We start from the raw sequence: 17,283 nt of genomic DNA on the forward strand, positions 1-17,283 counted from the left end.
TGCGCATCCTGCCGCGCCGCCTAACTATCCTTCGATGCCCGATACCCGCCGCGACCCTTGCCTGCCGCCCCGTTTCGTCGACTGGTTCGCCGGTCGCGGCTGGCAGCCCCATGCGCACCAACTCGCGGTGCTCGGGGCGCGCGGGGACACGCTGCTGATCGCGCCCACCGGGGGCGGCAAGACGCTTGCGGGGTTTCTGCCCGCGCTCGTCGATCTCGTGGATCGGCATGAGGGGCTGCACACGCTCTATGTCTCCCCGCTCAAGGCGCTGTCGAAGGATATCGCGCGCAACCTGCGCGCGCCCGTGGAGGAGATCGGGCTTGATCTGCGCATCGAGGACCGGACCGGAGACACCTCAGCCACGCAGCGCCGTCGTCAGCGTGTCGACCCGCCTCAGATCCTGCTCACGACGCCGGAGAGCCTCGCTCTGATGCTGTCCTACCCGGAGGCACCGAAAATCTTCGCAGGGCTCAGGCGGGTGGTGCTCGACGAGATCCATGCGCTGGCCGAAAGCAAGCGCGGCGATCAGCTGATGCTGGGCGTGGCGCGGCTGCGGCGGCTTGCGCCAGGGCTGACGGTGACGGGGCTCTCGGCGACGGTCGAGGCGCCGCAGGCGCTGGCGAATTTCATGGGCGGTGCGCAGGTGATCGAGGCCGATCCCGGCCCGGCCCCGGATATCGCGATGCTGCCGACCGCGACGCCGGCGCCCTGGGCGGGCGGCGGCGGGCGGCACGCCGCGCGCGACGTGATGACGGCGATCGAGGGAGCGAGGCTGAGCCTCGTCTTTCTCAACACCCGGGCGCAAGCCGAGCTGTTCTTTCAGGCGCTCTGGGAGGTCAACGACAAGGCGCTGCCGATCGGATTGCATCACGGCTCGCTTTCGCGCGAGGCCCGCCACAAGGTCGAGGAGGCGATGGCCTCGGGCGCGTTGCGCGCGGTGGTCTGCACCGGATCGCTCGATCTCGGGCTCGATTGGGGCGATGTCGATCTGGTGCTCCAGGTCGGCGCGCCGAAGAACGTCAAGCGGCTGGTGCAGCGGATCGGGCGGGCCAATCACCGCTATGACGAGCCTTCGCGCGCGCGGATCGTGCCGGCCAACCGCTTCGAGGTGGTGGAATGCGCGGCCGCGCTGGACGCGGTGCGCGAAGGCGATCTGGATGGTGGCGGGCGGCGTTGGCGCGGGCCGCTCGACGTTCTGTGCCAGCATATTCTGCTCACCGCCTGCGCGGGGCCGTTCGAAGCAAATGCGCTCTATGAGGAACTGCGCGGGGCCGGGCCCTATGCCGGTCTGCCGCGTGCGGATTTCGACGATTGCCTGCAGTTCTGCGCCACGGGCGGCTACGCGCTTCGGGCCTATGACCGCTGGCAGCGGCTGCTCGAGCGGGACGGCAAATGGCAGCTGCGCGACCCGCGCACGGCGCGCGATCTGCGGATGAATATCGGCACGATCACGGAGAGCGAAAAGCTCAAGGTGCGCCGCAAGTCGCGCCGGGGCGGGATGCCGCTGGGCGAGGTCGAGGAAGGCTTTGCCGCCTCGCTCACCCCCGGGGACACCTTCCTGATCGGCGGGCAGGTGGTGCGCTATGAAGGCCTGCGCGAGATGGTCGTCGAGGTCACCGATGCCGCGAAGCGCGAGCCGAAGATCGCGGTCTTTTCCGGGCTGAAGATGGCGATGTCACTCGAGCTGTCGCAACGGGTGCAACGCCTGATCGCCAGCCCGGAGGATTGGGACGCTCTTCCGCCGGACACCCGCGACTGGCTGACGCTTCAGGCGCGGATCTCGACCCTGCCGCGCCCCGGCACGCTGACCTGCGAGACCTTCCTGCGCGGCGGCCGCGCCTTTTTCTGCCTCTACGGGTTTGCGGGGCGCAACGCGCATCAGACGCTGGGGCTGTTGCTGACGCATCGGATGGAGCGGGCGGGGCTCGGGCCGCTGGGTTTCGTGGCCACCGATTACGCGCTGCTGATCTGGTCGATCGACCCGGTGGAGGACCCCGCGCCGCTGCTCTCGGCGGAGGGTCTGCGCGAGGGGCTGCGCGACTGGCTCGAGGGCAACGCGGTGATGAAGCGCGCCTTCCGCTCGGTCGCGACCATCGCCGGGCTCATTCAGCGCAACCTTCCGGGGCAGCGCAAATCGGGCAGGCAGGCGACGTTTTCCTCGGATATCCTTTACGACACGCTGCGCCGCTACGATCCCGACCACCTGCTGTTGCGGATCACCCGCGAGGAGGCGGCCCGCGGTCTGGTGGATTTCGAGCGGATCGAGGAGATGCTGGCTCAGACCCGCGAGATCGTGCATGTCCGCGCGCCCCATGTCACGCCGCTCGCCGCGCCGCTGCTCCTGGAACATGGGCAGGTCGGTATTCGCGGCGGCACCGGCGAGGCGCGTCTGATGGAGCGGGAGGCCGAGGCGATGATGCGCGAAGCGGGGCTGGCATGAGAGAGATCGTCTTCGCCGGGATGCGGCTCGAGGCGCAGCCCTCGGGGGCGCTGTGGTGGCCCGATGAGGGGGCGCTGATCGTGGCGGACCTGCATCTGGGCAAATCGGCGCGGATGGCGCGGCGCGGCGGGGCGCTGCTGCCGCCCTTCGAGAGCCTCGACACGGTGGCGCGGCTCGAGGCCGAGGTCGCGCGGCTTGGCCCGCGGCGGCTCATCAGCCTTGGCGATGCCTTCGACGACGATATCGCGGCGAACGAGATCGCGCCCGAGATCGCCGACCGGCTGGCGGCCTTGACGCAGCGGCCGGAGACGATCTGGATCGCGGGCAACCATGATCCGGTGGGGCTGGGCCGGGCGGTGGCGGAGATGCCGCTCGGCCCGTTCACCTTGCGCCATATCGCGGGGCAGGGGCCGGATATCTCGGGCCATTTCCATCCGAAAGCGCGCCTTGCCCGGCGCAGCTACCGGGCCTTTCTGGTCGGCGCTCATCACCTGATCCTGCCCGCCTTCGGCACCTATACCGGGGGTCTCGATTGCGACGGGCCGGAGTTGCGCGCGCTGGTCGGGCCGGGGATCGCGGTGCTGACCGGGCCGGGGATGCCCATGCGCCCGATCGGTCAGAGCGCCGCGCGCCAGTCGCGATAGCCCGCCTGCGCAAGCGCCGCGCGGGCGATGGCGAAGGCGGGACGCTCGGGCTCGGGATCGGGGAGCGCGGAGATGCCGGAGAGATCATCGAGGCTCAGCCCGTGCTCGCGTCGCCCGGCCCGGATCAGCGCGAGATACCACTCGAACGGCGCCAAACCGTCGCGGCGCATCAGCGCGCGATAGGTGAAGGCGCGGGTGCCGCAGGCGAGCACCAATTCGATCTTCTCGTAATGCAGCCCCGCCCCCTCGGCCGCATCGAGCGCAGGGATGTCCTGCGGCGCGATCTCGAAGAGCACGCCCGGCACCGCGCCCGCCCCTTGCGTGAGCGTCGCCTTGCCGGACCCGTCGCGCCCATGTTTCGAGAAATCGAGCGCATGGCCGGGGACGAACCCGGCGCCGAACGCCCGCGCCGAGGGACAGCGCGCCGCCAGCCGGGCGGTGAGCAGGTTCGAGCCGTAGGCGAGGTAGGGGAGGGCGGTCATGCTCCTCTTATATCAGCGGATCGGGGCCGGCCGAAAGACGCGCTGAGGGCAGCGCCCTCCCGGGGGGAGGGTCGGGCGCTGCCCGGGCTGGTCGCCCGGGGCGGGTTGCAACTTTAATAGTTACCGCGACTTTTTGCGACGAAGATCGTCGGCAAACGTCCAACCACTGTCCCCTGGGAATTTAACATAAATATCACGCCACGCATTGCGGCTGGTGTTGCTGGCCACGCGGCTAGCGAATTCCGATGGAGACATGCTTTCTTTGCCGTAGATCAGTTTCTCGTGGCGGATCTCGGCGTGACGCGCGTCGCCGCGGTAGGTCATCCGGATGCTCGTCCCATTGGGCAGAAAGACATTCTGCCATTGGTAGCCACGGGTCGGTTCTCCGTATTCCTCCGCGAACTGGTCGCTGAGGTCTTTGGCATGCCGTTCGATATATGCAGCACTCCAAATGTCAGGATCACCTTCGGTGCTGTCCAAGAAATCCTGCACTTGGTTCTCAATGTAAATTGCAACGTTGTCGCGACCTGAGCGCCGGATGAGTTCGGCGTAAATAGCCGCAGAAATGGGGACATAAACGAAGTCGGTGGGTTGGGTGGTCATGCGAATCTCCTTTCAGCACTGGTTTGTGCTGAATATAGATCCATCATGGAGAGGCTGTAAATAGTTCTAAATAGATCTATAGATAGCTTATTGGTTGCAGGCTGTTATGACCCTCAAACATCCAGCTCCTCCACGAACTGCGCGTTCTCCTGAATATACTGGAACCGCAGCTCGGGCTTCTTGCCCATCAGGCGCTCCACGAGATCGCCGGTTTCGCCCGGCATGTCGTCATGGATCGTCACCCGGATCAGCTTGCGCGTGGACGGGTTCATTGTGGTGTCCTTCAGGTCCTTCGCGTCCATCTCGCCCAGACCCTTGAAGCGCTGCACGTCGATCTTGCCCTTGCCGCCGAGGCCCTTGGCGAGCATCGCCTCCTTCTCGGCATCGTCGGCGACATAGACGCGCTTGGCGCCCTGGGTCAGGCGGTAGAGCGGCGGGCAGGCCAGATAGAGATGCCCCTGGTCGATCATCGGGCGCATCTGGGTGAAGAAGAAGGTCATCAGCAGCGAGGCGATATGCGCGCCGTCGACATCCGCGTCGGTCATGATGATGATCTTGTCATAGCGCAGATCGTCGATGTTGAAGCGCGTCCCGAGCCCCACGCCGAGCGCCTGCGTGAGGTCGTTGATCTCCTGGTTCGAGCCGAGCTTGGAACTCGCCGCGCCCAGCACGTTGAGGATCTTGCCGCGCAGCGGCAGCAGCGCCTGATGGGTGCGGTCGCGCGCCATCTTGGCCGAGCCGCCCGCCGAGTCGCCCTCGACGATGAAAAGCTCGGTCCCGGAGCGGTTGGTGGCCGAGCAATCGACTAGCTTGCCGGGCAGGCGCAGCTTCTTGGTCGCCGATTTGCGCTGCGTTTCCTTTTCCTGCCGGCGCTTCAGCCGTTCCTCCGCGCGCAGCACGAGGAAATCGAGGATCGCGCCCGCGGATTTCGTGTCCGAGGCCAGCCAGTTGTCGAAATGGTCGCGCACCGCGCCCTCGACGAGGCGCTGGGCCTCGACGGTCGCCAGGCGGTCCTTGGTCTGGCCCACGAATTCCGGCTCGCGGATGAAGCACGAGACCAGCGCGCAGCCCCCGGTGATCAGGTCGTCGCGGGTGATCTGCGCGGCCTTCTTGTTGTTCACCAACTCGCCATAGGCGCGGATGCCCTTGAGGATCGCGGCCCAGAAGCCCGCCTCATGGGTGCCGCCTTCGGGCGTGGGCACGGTGTTACAGTAGGACTGGATGAACCCGTCGCGCGAGGGCGTCCAGTTGATCGCCCATTCGACCGAACCGGGCACGCCGAATTTCTCCTGGAACTGGACCTTCCCGGCGAAGGGGCGATCGGCATAGGTGGTCGCGCCGCCCAGCGTCTCGGTGAGGTAATCGGCCAGGCCGCCGGGGAAGTGGAAGACGGCCTCGGTGGGCGTCTCGCCATCGTCGATCTCGCTCTTCCAGCGGATCTCGACGCCCGAGAAGAGATAGGCCTTCGAACGCACCATCTTCATCAGCCGGGCGGGCTTGAAGCGGTGATGGCCGAAGATCTGCTCGTCGGCATGGAAGGTCACGGTGGTGCCGCGGCGATTGGGCGCCGCGCCGATCTTCTGCACGGGGCCTTCGGGGATCCCGCGCGAAAAGCGCTGTTCGTAGAGCTCCTTGTTCTTCGCGACCTGCACGACCATCAGATCGGAGAGCGCGTTGACGACCGAGGCGCCGACCCCGTGCAGGCCGCCCGAGGTCTGGTAGGCATCGCCCGAGAACTTGCCGCCGGCATGGAGCGTGCACAGGATCACTTCCAGCGCCGATTTGCCGGGGAATTTCGGATGCGGATCGATCGGGATGCCGCGCCCGTTGTCGCGCACGACGATCGAGTGATCGGTGAGCAGTTCGACCTCGATTCGGCTGGCATGGCCGGCGACGGCCTCGTCCATCGAGTTGTCGAGAATCTCGGCCACCATGTGATGGAGCGCGCGTTCGTCGGTGCCGCCGATATACATGCCCGGACGCTTGCGCACCGGCTCAAGCCCCTCGAGCACCTCGATCGAGGAGGCGTCGTAGGAATCGGACTTGGGCGTCAGAAGATCGTCGGCCATGCTGCTCGCTTTCTCTTGTGTTTGCTTGTTCAAGAGATACAGCAGGTGGGGGCGGAGGAGCAAGTTTCCCCTCCGCCCCTGTTCTGCCCGTGGGCCCCACCCCCACGGAACGACGATCCATCGGTGACCTGCGCCTTGAACAGCATCGACCCCACCGCCATAGCGCTCTCCGGAACCTTCCTGCGAGCGAAACCGCACCCGCGTGAAGGCCCGTCGTCACCGGACCGTCAGAGTGAAGAAGAACTGCCGCGCTCAGCCTGTGCCAGCCAAAGATGACACGGCATCGGGACAGCACTCCCGCCGAAGCTGCTTGAAACATGCAGCCCGGAATCAGGCCTGATCGTCACGGCGCGTCGCTCTCGTTACGCGCAGGCTTCTCGCGAAACCTGCTTCAATCACTACAAACGCCATGACAGGTCGCGGACACTGATCCACGCAAGCCAAAACATGCGAACTTTGTCCCTCTTCACATGCTGATGATGACGCAACGGAAGCTGCTTCGCCAAGAGCGAAGAGGGGGTGACTGCGGAAAACCTGACCGATTGGTAGGGAAAACCTAACCAAAAGAACTATGCCGCATGGGGTACGGGCGCTGCGACCGAATCGAATGCCGACTTTATGAGCGAAAGCCGCGATTCGTCTTCGGTCTCAGCGAGGCGTCCGGTTGCGTTCAGACCGTCTCCGCCTCCCGCTTTGTCCACATCGCGCGGTAGGCAGGGCGTTTCTGGCACAGGCCGATCCAGTTTTTCACGCGCGGATACGGGTCGACGAATTCCGGGTGGTCCTGGGCGTAGCGCAGCACTTCGGCGAGGTTGAGATCGGCCACGGTGAAACGGCCGCCCACGATATGGCTATGCGTGGTGAGATGGGTCTCGAGCGCGCTCAGCGGACGGGCGAGCTTCGAGCAGAGCGAGGCGATCTGGGCCTTGCCCTGCTCGGTATCCTGCTCCTTGCGGCGATAGACGAAGCTGAGAGCGAGCGCATCGGTCTCGATCCAGGTCGCGGCGAAAAGGGCCCATTGCTCCATCTGCGCGAGTTCGTTCTCATGTGCGGGGGCGAGCGGTCCACCGGCCTTGCGTGCCAGGTGGAGGTTGATCGCGAGCGACTCGATGAGGATCAGCCCGTCCTCTTCCAGAACCGGGATCGCGCCCATCGGCGAGAGCTTGCGGAATTCGGGGGACCGGGTGTTGAGCGGCGCATCGGGTGCAGCCGGGTCGGCCAGGCGGTTCGCCTGCACGACGGGACGCAGCTTGAAGGGCAGGGCGAGCTCTTCGAGCAGCCAGAGCGCGCGGCTCGCGCGGGAATGGTAGTTGCCGTAAATCGTGATCATCTGTTCCTCTGGTCTTTCCCCGGTATCTGGCCCCGGTATCTGGCGCGCGAATGCATCAGGGAAAGCCAGCAAACACGCGGTTTTGATGCGTATCAAGGCGGAATTTCCACATTTGCGCTAAAGGTTTCGAGGTTTGATCGCGGAGGAAGATGCATGAAGGATCAGGTTGTGGCCAAGCAGGCCCCGCAAACCGGGGATACGGGTGGCGAGGAGGCCGTGCAGGAGGCGCCGAAGGCGGTCGAGATGCCCGTGAAGGGCGCCGATCCTTCGACCATCGGCCGGCCTTCGGAGGAAGCTTCCGACCGGCGGACGAAAAGCTTCCCGCGTGTCGATCCGGACGCGGTGCGGCTCGCCTTCGAGACCGGGAAATATCCCTACAAGCGCAAGATGGGCCGCCCCGCCTATGAGAAGGAGAAGGCCGAGTTGCAGGCCGAGCTTCTGAAGGTCCAGAAATGGGCGCTCGAGACGGGCCAGAAATTCGTCATCCTCTTCGAAGGACGCGACGCGGCGGGCAAGGGTGGCACGATCAAGCGCTTCACCGAACACCTCAATCCCCGTTTCGCGCGTGTCGTGGCGCTCAACAAGCCCTCCGAGGAGGAGCGCGGCCAATGGTATTTCCAGCGTTATCTCGCCCATCTCCCGACCTCGGGCGAGATGACGTTCTATGACCGGAGCTGGTACAACCGGGCGGGGGTGGAGCGGGTCATGGGCTTCTGCGCCCCCAACGAATATCTCGAATTCATGCGCCAGACGCCCGAACTCGAACGGATGCTCGTGCGCTCGGGGATCAGGCTCTACAAATACTGGTTCTCGGTGACCCGCGAGGAACAGCGGCGCCGCTTCACGGCACGCGAGACCGACCCGCTCAAGCGCTGGAAGCTGAGCCCGATCGACATTGCCAGCCTCGACAAGTGGGACGATTACACCGAGGCGAAGGAGGCGATGTTCTTCTATACCGACACCGCCGACGCGCCCTGGACCATCGTGAAATCGAACGACAAGAAGCGCGCGCGCCTCAACTGCATGCGGCATTTCCTCTCGACGCTGGATTATCCCGACAAGGATCCGGCGATCGCCTCGGCGCCCGATCCGCTGATCGTGGGACATGCGAGCCATGTCGTGCATTCGGCTGATCATATTTTGGGCGCGTCGCTTCATCCTGATCAACGACGCGGCAATAGCTGAGCGATGATCCGCTCGTGACCGGTCGAGGGCCCGGGTGCCCTTGTCCCGTGGCTGGCCGGATCCATCTCTGATTGTAGAAACGGAGGTCGAGATGGATTGGAACGAGCGCTTCGCTGGGACTGAATATCTTTACGGAAAGGCCCCGGCGGATTTCGTCGCGCGTCAGGCATGGCGCGTGGCACCGGGATCGCGGCTGCTGAGCGTGGCCGAGGGCGAGGGGCGCAACGGTGCCTATCTCGCCAGTCTCGGGATCCATGTCACCGCGCTCGAAGGGGCCGCCAATGCGCGCGAAAAGGCGGAGGCACTCTCGCGCGAGCGTGGGGTTCCGCTCGAGATCATTGCAGCCGAGCTGCGGGGCTATGACTGGCCCGAGGCCGAGTATGACGCGGTGCTTGCCTGCTTCATCCAGTTCGCCGACCCGGCCTTCCGGGCCGAGATCTTCGACGGGATTGCACGGGCTCTGAAACCCGGTGGCCTCGTCCTCATCCACGGTTTCGCGCGCCGCCAGCCGCGCTACGATTCGGGCGGGCCGGGCATCGTCGAACAGCTCTACGATCTCGATCTGCTGCGTGACGCCTTCCCGCGCTGGGAGATCCTGCATCAGGCCGATTACGATGCCACGATCGACGAGGGGCCGGGGCATTCGGGCCTCGCGGCGCTCGTCGATTTCGTCGCGCGCAAACCCGTGAGATAGAGAGGGCGAGCGACCGGCACCTTGCCCTTCATTTGCCGGGGGTAACCGTGAAAGACGTCCGGGGCGTGGAAATATTCCCGGAAGGTGCCCGCAGATGAAATGTTCTTTTCTGCACAATTTCCATTCCTGTGCAGGGCACTTTCTCGGTTAAGCTGATCGGTGATACCCAATCGTTTCAACCAACGGGAGATCCTCATGCGCAAGACCCTCCTCGCTCTGACCTTCGTTCTGCCCGCGGCCGCTGCGTTCGCGCAATCGCCCGAAGATACCGTGAAGGCCCGGCAGGGCTATTTTGACCTCCTGGGCGCCCAGATGGCGGTGCTCGCGCCGATGGCGCAGGGCAAGATGGATTTCGATGCCGCGAAGGCCGAAACCGCCGCGAAGAACCTCGGCGCGCTCGCCAAGGTCGACATCACGCCGCTCTTTCCCGAGGGAACCTCGAATGCGGACCTGATGGACACCCGCGCGCTCCCCGTGATCTGGGAACGCGGCGACGACTTCAAGGCCAAGCTCTCCGCGATGCATGCGGCGGCTTCCGAGATGGAAGCGGCGGCGGGCAGCCTCGAGACGCTCGGGCCCGCGGTGGGCAAGCTCGGGGGCGCGTGCAAGGCGTGCCATGACGACTTCCGCGCGAAGTAAGCGCCATGGCTGAACCCCGGCGCGCCCAAAGCCGCATCCTCACCGTCTGGGATCCGCTGGTGCGACTTCTGCACTGGTGCCTCGTCGTGGCGTTTTTCGCGGCGTGGGGTCTGGGCGAGTGGGGGCCGAACCAGATGACCTGGCATTTCTATTTCGGCTACACGGTGGGCGCGCTGGTCACCATCCGCGTGATCTGGGGGCTCGTGGGGCCGCGCAATGCGCGGTTCACGAGCTTCCTCTACAAGCCCGGCGAGGTGATCGCCTACCTTCGTCACCTCCCGGCGCGCGAACCCTCGAACTGGGTGGGGCACAACCCGCTTGGCGGCTGGTCGGTGCTGGCGATGCTGGGGTTGCTGATCGTGCAGGTCGCGACGGGACTGGTTTCCGATCCGCAGGACTTCATCAATGTCGGGCCCTTCGCGCAATATGTGCCCTCCAGCATCAGCACGAGCCTTGCGCCGTCGATCCACGAACTGGTTTCGACCTTGCTGCTGATCGTCGTCGGGATCCACATCACCGCGATCGCCTTCTATCTTCACTGGAAGGGCGAGAATCTGGTCAAGCCGATGATCACCGGCAAGAAAGTGATCGACGAGCGGGACTGACCCGCGCTTGACCGGGACGCCACGCGCGTCTAGCGAGCCTGGATGAGCGCGCAAATCCCGATATCTCCCCAGCCGATGTCGATCACCCGTCACCTGCGGGCGATTTCGGTTCTGGGCTTGCCGCTGATCGGGTCGAACCTGGCGCAGATGTTGCTCAACGTCACCGATACGGTGATGCTGGGCTGGTACGGGGTCGAGGCGCTCGCCGCACTGGTTCTGGGCTCGTCCTTCTTCTTCGCGGTGTTCATGCTCGGAAACGGCTTCGCGCTGGCCGTGATGGGGCGGGTCTCGGCGAGCCTCGGCGCGGGAGACGAGGTGCAGGCGCGGCGCGACACCCGGATGGGCATGTGGCTCTCGATCCTCTTCGGCCTCGCGGTGCTGCCGGTGTTCTGGAACGCGGGCGCCATCCTGCGCGCGCTCGGGCAGGACCCGCATATCGCGGCGCTCGCGCAGGAGTACCTGCGCATCCTCGGCTTCGGTCTTGCGCCCGCGCTGGTGATGATGGTGATCCGGGCTTTCCTGTCGGCGCAGGAGCGCACGGCGGTGGTGCTCTGGATCACCCTGGCCGGGGTCGGTCTCAACGCGGCGCTGAACTGGGTTCTGATCTTCGGCAATCTCGGCTTTCCCGAGTTGGGCGTGCGCGGCGCGGCGCTGGCCTCGCTCAGCGTGACCTGTCTCAGTCTCGTCGCGCAGGCAAGTTACGCGGCGCGTGCGCCGGGGCTGCGCCATATCGCGCTGTTCCAGCGTTTCTGGCGTCCCGACTGGGAGGCTTTCGGAATGGTCGCGCGGATGGGGCTGCCGGTGGGGCTGACCTCGGTGGCGGAAGGGTCGATGTTCCAGGCCTCGGCGCTGATGATGGGCTGGATCGGAACGGTGGAGCTTGCCGCGCACGGGATCGCGCTGCAGATCTCCTCGATCACCTTCATGGTGCATATGGGCCTGTCGAACGCGGCGACGGTGCGGGCGGGTCGGGCGCATGGCGCGCGCGAAGTGACGCTGCTGCGGGACGGGGCGATGGTCGCGGTCGGCCTGTCGCTCGCCTTCGGTCTGGTGACAGTCGCGCTTTTCATCTTCGGCGGGCGCGAGTTGACCTGGCTCTTCCTCGATGCGGCCAATCCCGCCTCAGCGCGGATCGTCGAGTTTGGCACGCGCTTCCTGATGGTGGCGGCGGTCTTCCAGCTCTTCGACCTGATGCAGGTGATGGCGCTCGGGCTTCTGCGCGGTGTGCAGGACACGCGGGTCCCGATGTGGATGGCGGGCCTGAGCTACTGGCTGATCGGCATCCCGGCGAGCTACTGCCTGGCCTTCACCTTCGGGCTCGGCGGTGTCGGGCTCTGGGCCGGGCTCGCGCTCGGGCTGGCCTCGGCGGGCGGGATGATGATGGTCCGGTTCTGGCGCGGGCCGTGGTTGCGGCAGTGATGAGCGCGGGGCTCAGCGCATCCCCATTCCGGCGCGCATCAGCGTCTTGCGTACCGGCTTGAACGAGTAGAGCGCCCCGAGAAGCCCCGCGCGCAGATCGCGTAGCGGGCGGGCCTCGACCATCGAGGCGCGGTTGAGCAGGTCGATCCCGATCTCGCGCGCCTTCACCTCGGGCCAGCGGCGGCGGTGATAGGCATCGAGCATGCGCGCCTCGCCCAGATGCGCCGGGTCCTCCTCGCACAGCCGAAGCAGGCAGGCGAGGTCGGCCAGGCTCATGTTGAGCCCCTGAGCGCCGATCGGCGGGATCACATGGGCGGCCTCGGCGATCAGGGCGACGCGCTGCCCGGAAAAGCGATCCGCGATCTGGGTGATCATCGGCCAGAGCGCGCGGCGGGTCTCGAGCTTGAGCGGACCGAGCAGCCCGGTGGAGCGCTCCAGCATCGCGGCCTCGAACGCCTCGACCGGCAGGGCGGCGAGCCGTTCGGCCTCCGCTCCACGCTCCATCCAGACGATCGCGGAGGAGGGCTTGCCCTCGCGATCGGGCAGCGGGACCAGCGTGAAAGGGCCGCCCGAGTGGTGGATCTCGGTCGAGATGTTGTCATGCGGGATCGGGTGGGTGACGGCGAAGGCCAGCGCCTTCTGGCCGTAATGGGTCGTGCGGGTGCCGATGCCGGCGGCCTCGCGCACGAAGGAATTGCGGCCATCGGCGGCCACGACGAGACGCGCCCGCACATGGGTTCCGTCGGAGAGCGTGACCTCGGCGCCGCTCTCGCGGGCCACGAGGCCGGTCGTCGCGACACCGGGACGGAAATCGACCTGCGGGATCCCGGCCAGATGGGCGACCATCTCGCGGCGCAGAAGCCAGTTGGGGAAATTCCACCCGAACGGCTCGTCCGAGACGTCGGAGGCATCGAATTCGCGGCTCAGCCGGGCTTCGTGCCGTTCGCCGCCCGCGTCGATGATGCGCATCACCTGCAGGGGGGCGGCATAGGGGGCGAGGCGGGACCAAAGACCTGCCGCTTCGAGCACCTTGCGCGAGGGCTGCAGGAAGGCGGTGGAGCGCATGTCGGCGCCGTTCGCGCCTTCCTCGGTGACGGGTGGGGTGGGGTCCACGCAGATCGTGGTGAACCCGGCCGACCCGAAGGCCGCGGCTGCGGTCAGTCCCGCAACGCCGCCGCCGGATACGAGGATATCGGTTTCGAGGGGCCTCTTCGTCTCGGACATCGCATCACTCCGGCTTTTGCGGCGTCATTCTGCCGCGTTCCTCCGGGAGCTGCAATCGCCCCGGCAATGAAGCGCGGAACGAGACGGAAGCCTCTCGAGAACAGCTGGACGAGGCCGGCGTCAGCCGCCTGCGGTCATCACCACCAGAATCGCGAGCATGATCCAGGCCGAGCCGACCGCCCAAAGGATGAGGCCACCGAGACCCATGGTAGCGACGAGGCCGACCGCGATCGCCACGATCACGAGGGCGAGCGTGAACATGAAGCCGGGCGAGATCTGCTTGACTTCGGTGTCGTTATGGTCGGCGGCAAAGGTCGTCATGCCGGTATCGGCAGTCGTCATCGTCATAGTCGAATCTCCCAGAACTATCTCCCTGATAGAGCCACTCGACTTAACGGGGGGGCAGGATCGTTTAAAGTTGACTCTCCCGTGCCATATTGTCGCACGAATGCCGGCCGGGCCTCAGGTCCGGGCGATCCGGGCAAGGAATTCGGTCAGGTCCCCGGTGTGGTGTCGGATGTGATCTTCGGGGGCGGGCGCGGGGGCCACATGCACCGTCCTCATCCCGAGCGCATGGGGGTGGCGCAGGTTGCGCGGGTCATCCTCGAACATCGCGCCGCGCGCCCCTGTGATGCCGGCTTTCGCGAAGACCGTGTCGAAGGCGAGGGCATCCGGCTTGGGGTGAAAATCGGCATGTTCGACCCCGTAGATGCCATCGAAAACGCCGCTCAGGCCGCGCGCCTCGAGCACCCGTTCGGCATAGGGCCCGGAGCCGTTCGTATAGACGATCTTGCGCCCCGGAAGGCTTGAAATATGGCCGCGCAACGCATCGTCGCGCGTCAGGTGATCGAGCGAGATGTCATGCACCTCGTGCAGATAGGGCGCGGGGTCGACCTCATGCTCGTGCATCAATCCGGCAAGCGTCGTGCCGTAGAGTTTCCAGTAATGGTCGCGCAGGTGATCGGCCCGCGCGCGATCGACGCCCAGAGAGCGCATCACGAAATCCGTCATCCGCACCTCGATCTGATCGAACAGGCGCGCGGAGGGTGGATAGAGGGTGTTGTCGAGGTCGAACACCCAGTCGGTGACGTGGTCAAAATCGGCGGCGATGTCGGAATGCGGGTCGGGCTTGCTCATGGCGTGCAAGCTAGGGCGCGGCGAAGGGCTGCGCAATCTGCTTGTCACTGGGGCGGAAGCCCGCCTAGATTTGGCGCGAACGAAAGCAGGACTGAATGCAGAAAGACGCCTATACCCTCATCCTCGACGCGATCGACGAAGGCATCTACCGCCCGGGCGACCGTCTGGTCGAATCCGAACTGGCCGAGCGTTTCGGTGTATCGCGCACGCCGGTGCGCGAAGCGCTGCAGCGGCTCGAGACCCAGCAGATGCTGGCGCGCGACGGCCGCTCGCTGATCGTCGCCTCGCTCGATCACAACCAGCTCGCCGAGCTCTATGTCGTGCGCGCGGAGCTCGAGGCGCTGGCGGCGCGGCTCGCGGCGAAACACGCCGCTCCCGAAGAGGTGCGCGTGCTCCAGAACATGATCGACGAGGATCGCGGAAAGCTCAACGATCCCGAGGGGTTGAGCCGGGCGAACCGGCGGTTCCATCACCAGGTCCATCTCGCCTCTCATAACCGCTACCTCGTGCAGCAGCTCGATCTCGTGCATCGCTCGATGGCGCTGTTGGCGACGACTTCGCTGGCGGTGAAGGGCCGGGGCGAGGCGGCGCTCGATGAACATCAGGCGATCGTGGACGCGATCCGCGAAGGGGATGGCGAGGCGGCTGCCGCCGCGCTGCGCGCCCATATCTCGCGCGCCTTCGAGACGCGCCTCAAGCTCGATGCGGCGGGGCACGGCACGGCGGGGCACTGGGCCGAGGCGCTCTGATCAGTCGATCAGCGGCGCGTAGCGGGTGCGCGGCTTCGCCGGTCGCGCGCGCACCAGCGCGGCCCGGATTGCCGGGACAAGGCTTGAGCGCTTCGCCTGCAGACGGGGCTCTCCGGAGTGCAGCGTGTCGAAGATCCCGTGATGCGTCTTGTCCCAGTAGAACGGTTTCGCGATCACCTCGTAGAGCGCCTTCCAGCCCGCAAGCGCGCCGAGCGGGAAATAGAGGTGAAGCGTCGGGACCCATTTCACCAGGTGACGGTGTTCGTTTCCGCGTACGGCCCAGCCAGAGACGAGGATCGAGAGCAGTTCGGAGAGCAGGAAGATCCCCATCACCGCGAGGAAGAGGGGTGCGGGCATCTGTGCCGCGATCGGATGCCAGAGGCCGAAAAGTGCGAGCCAGAAGCTCCACAGAACCGGGGCGAGCACATATTGCGAGAGCGATCCGAGGATCAGGATCTGCACGCCGAGAAAGCGCTTGGCGCCCAGCTCGCGCCAGAGGCGGACCGGGTCGCGCATATGCACCGCCCAGGTCATCGCATAGCCCTTGAGCCAGCGCGAGCGTTGCTTGACCCAGGGCAGCGCGCGGCAATTGGCCTCTTCATGGGTGACGGTCTCGATCAGTTCGGTGCGATAGCCGTGGCGGGCGAGACGCACGCCGAGATCGGCATCCTCGGTGACGTTATGGGCGTCCCATCCGCCGAGTTCCTCGAGCGCCGCGCGGCGGAAGAAGAGCGTGGTTCCGCCCAGCGGGACGACGAAGCCGAGCCGGGCGAGACCGGGAAGGAAGATCCGGAACCAGGCGGCATATTCGATGGTGAAGCAACGCGAGAGCCAGTTGGTGCGCGGGTTGTAGTAATCGAGGATGCCCTGCAGGCAGGCGGTCTCGGGCGGCGCCTGCGCGAAACGTCGCGCGACGGCCTGCAACTGGTCGGGTTCGGGGGCGTCCTCTGCATCCCACACCCCGATCACCGAGCCGCGGCAGAAGTTCAGCGCGTAATTGAGGGCCCGCGGCTTGGTGCGGATTGGCCCGTCAGGGACGGTGACGACCCGCATCCAGCGCGGAAGCCGCGTCGCGGCGAGCGCAACCCGCGTCCGCCGGTCGCTTTCCTCCACGACGAGGACCACGTCGAGCAGCTCGCGCGGATAGCGCAGCCGCGCGAGGCGCTCGATCAGGCGCGGCGCGATGTCGTCCTCGTGAAAGAGGGGAACGAGCATCGAGATGACCGGAAGGCGAGGGGGCGGCCCGAGCAGGGCCTCGGGGCCACGGGGCGATCGGCGCGGGATGGTGAGCCAGCTGACGAAGGCCGCAAGCTTGAGCCCCGTCGTCGCGATCAGGGTCAGCATCATCCAGCCGAAGAGCAGGGCGAAGACGGTCTGCGGCGCGGCCCAGAGACCGAGTGCCGAGAGCGCGACGAAACCGCCTGCGATCAGCGCGGCTCGCGCCTCGTTGCGGTTGCGGCAGCTCTGTTCCGGATCGACCTTGGCCTCGGCGCGGCGGATCAGCGCGGTCTGGCGGCGGGCCAGCAGGCTTTCATGCACGTCGCGCTCGGGCGCGAGCACCATCCGGTAGGGGGCGAAGCTTTCGGGAAGCGCGGCGCAGAGGGGCGCGAATTCCTCGGGGCGGGCGGTGGCGATCAGGGTGACGCCGCCGATCCGGCGCCAGGGCACCATCGCGCGGCTCAGGCAGGTTTCGGCCCCGATCGCGTCGATCAGGCGCGGGTCGGGCGGCTCGGCCGCGAGGTCAACGACCGAACTGCGCCATTGCAGCGCGAGCGCGGCCAGCAGGTCCGCCTCCTCGACCCATCCATGGGTGAGGAGAATGTCTCCGAGCCGCACGTCCTCGCGTTGGCGCAGCGCGAGCGCCTTGAGAAGGTTTCCGGACTCGACCGCGCCCATTTCGAGCAGGATCTGCCCGAGCGGAGGGCGACGGGTTGACCGGCCGGTCCCCGCGCGTTTGCGCGTCACGATGCCGTGCAAGGAGGAGAGGGCCGGCGGGGCTGTCGCCTCCGCCGGCATGTCGATCGTTCTGAGCTTTGCCGTATTCATTCGGCCGCAACCCTCGC

At 66.3% G+C, this 17,283-nt stretch carries 16 protein-coding genes; 8 read left to right on the forward strand and 8 right to left on the reverse strand.

Annotated features, from left to right (window positions below; translation table 11 throughout):
• Window positions 1-34: 34 nt before the first annotated feature.
• Window positions 35-2,440, forward strand: a complete 2,406-nt coding sequence (locus tag DW2_RS00435) for a ligase-associated DNA damage response DEXH box helicase (protein WP_038143312.1) — start codon at window positions 35-37, stop codon at window positions 2,438-2,440.
• A 20-nt stretch (window positions 2,441-2,460) separates the two neighbouring features.
• The gene (gene pdeM / locus DW2_RS00440; protein ID WP_420340826.1) at window positions 2,461-3,084 is read left to right on the forward strand and encodes a ligase-associated DNA damage response endonuclease PdeM; all 624 of its coding nucleotides are present in this window, start codon (window positions 2,461-2,463) and stop codon (window positions 3,082-3,084) included.
• On the opposite strand, the gene DW2_RS00445 is transcribed toward pdeM, so the two are convergent.
• The 4 genes from DW2_RS00445 to DW2_RS00460 all read right to left on the reverse strand — a co-directional run bounded on the left by DW2_RS00445 (window position 3,057) and on the right by DW2_RS00460 (window position 7,568).
• Window positions 3,057-3,566, reverse strand: a complete 510-nt coding sequence (locus DW2_RS00445; protein WP_051855084.1) for a gamma-glutamylcyclotransferase family protein — start codon at window positions 3,564-3,566, stop codon at window positions 3,057-3,059. The genes pdeM and DW2_RS00445 overlap by 28 nt on opposite strands.
• A 120-nt stretch (window positions 3,567-3,686) precedes the next feature.
• Window positions 3,687-4,169: a hypothetical protein gene (locus DW2_RS18900; protein WP_051855087.1), complete on the reverse strand. Its 483-nt coding sequence runs from the start codon at window positions 4,167-4,169 to the stop codon at window positions 3,687-3,689.
• Window positions 4,170-4,282: 113 nt separating this feature from the next.
• Complete coding sequence (gene parE, locus DW2_RS00455; RefSeq protein WP_038142472.1) at window positions 4,283-6,238, reverse strand: DNA topoisomerase IV subunit B; 1,956 nt, start codon at window positions 6,236-6,238, stop codon at window positions 4,283-4,285.
• Between the two features lie 670 nt (window positions 6,239-6,908).
• Window positions 6,909-7,568 (reverse strand): glutathione S-transferase family protein, encoded by a 660-nt coding sequence (locus DW2_RS00460; protein WP_038142474.1) that lies wholly within the window; start codon window positions 7,566-7,568, stop codon window positions 6,909-6,911.
• Window positions 7,569-7,721: 153 nt separating this feature from the next.
• Here DW2_RS00460 and ppk2 point away from each other — a divergent pair, with 153 nt between their 5' ends.
• The 5 genes from ppk2 (at window position 7,722) to DW2_RS00485 (ending at window position 12,110) form a co-directional block, all read left to right on the forward strand.
• Window positions 7,722-8,753 (forward strand): polyphosphate kinase 2, encoded by a 1,032-nt coding sequence (ppk2, locus tag DW2_RS00465; RefSeq protein WP_156102832.1) that lies wholly within the window; start codon window positions 7,722-7,724, stop codon window positions 8,751-8,753.
• 91 nt (window positions 8,754-8,844) lie between these two features.
• Window positions 8,845-9,447: an SAM-dependent methyltransferase gene (locus tag DW2_RS00470; protein ID WP_038142477.1), complete on the forward strand. Its 603-nt coding sequence runs from the start codon at window positions 8,845-8,847 to the stop codon at window positions 9,445-9,447.
• A gap of 195 nt (window positions 9,448-9,642) precedes the next feature.
• Window positions 9,643-10,086, forward strand: a complete 444-nt coding sequence (locus tag DW2_RS00475; RefSeq protein ID WP_038142480.1) for a c-type cytochrome — start codon at window positions 9,643-9,645, stop codon at window positions 10,084-10,086.
• Between the two features lie 5 nt (window positions 10,087-10,091).
• Window positions 10,092-10,691, forward strand: a complete 600-nt coding sequence (locus DW2_RS00480; protein WP_038142483.1) for a cytochrome b/b6 domain-containing protein — start codon at window positions 10,092-10,094, stop codon at window positions 10,689-10,691.
• 42 nt (window positions 10,692-10,733) lie between these two features.
• Complete coding sequence (locus tag DW2_RS00485; protein ID WP_051855089.1) at window positions 10,734-12,110, forward strand: MATE family efflux transporter; 1,377 nt, start codon at window positions 10,734-10,736, stop codon at window positions 12,108-12,110.
• Window positions 12,111-12,122: 12 nt separating this feature from the next.
• Here DW2_RS00485 and DW2_RS00490 read toward each other — a convergent pair whose 3' ends face one another.
• From DW2_RS00490 to DW2_RS00500, 3 genes are all read right to left on the reverse strand, one after another.
• Window positions 12,123-13,334, reverse strand: coding sequence for a UbiH/UbiF family hydroxylase (locus DW2_RS00490; RefSeq protein WP_038142487.1), 1,212 nt, complete (start codon window positions 13,332-13,334; stop codon window positions 12,123-12,125).
• Between the two features lie 120 nt (window positions 13,335-13,454).
• Window positions 13,455-13,682 (reverse strand): hypothetical protein, encoded by a 228-nt coding sequence (locus tag DW2_RS00495; RefSeq protein ID WP_038142488.1) that lies wholly within the window; start codon window positions 13,680-13,682, stop codon window positions 13,455-13,457.
• 114 nt (window positions 13,683-13,796) lie between these two features.
• Window positions 13,797-14,471: a pyrimidine 5'-nucleotidase gene (locus DW2_RS00500; RefSeq protein ID WP_051855091.1), complete on the reverse strand. Its 675-nt coding sequence runs from the start codon at window positions 14,469-14,471 to the stop codon at window positions 13,797-13,799.
• A 95-nt stretch (window positions 14,472-14,566) separates the two neighbouring features.
• Between DW2_RS00500 and DW2_RS00505 the strand changes: the two genes are divergently transcribed.
• Window positions 14,567-15,220 carry a GntR family transcriptional regulator gene (locus tag DW2_RS00505; protein ID WP_051855093.1) on the forward strand — a complete coding sequence of 218 codons (654 nt, stop codon included), beginning with the start codon at window positions 14,567-14,569 and terminating at the stop codon, window positions 15,218-15,220.
• Here the strand turns inward: DW2_RS00505 and DW2_RS00510 are convergent, their stop codons facing one another.
• A complete protein-coding gene (locus DW2_RS00510; protein ID WP_081874788.1) occupies window positions 15,221-17,266 on the reverse strand; it encodes a glycosyltransferase in 2,046 nt (681 codons plus the stop codon).
• Window positions 17,267-17,283: the final 17 nt, after the last annotated feature.

Origin of the sequence: Thioclava atlantica (assembly GCF_000737065.1) — a bacterium.
Classification (GTDB): domain Bacteria; phylum Pseudomonadota; class Alphaproteobacteria; order Rhodobacterales; family Rhodobacteraceae; genus Thioclava; species Thioclava atlantica.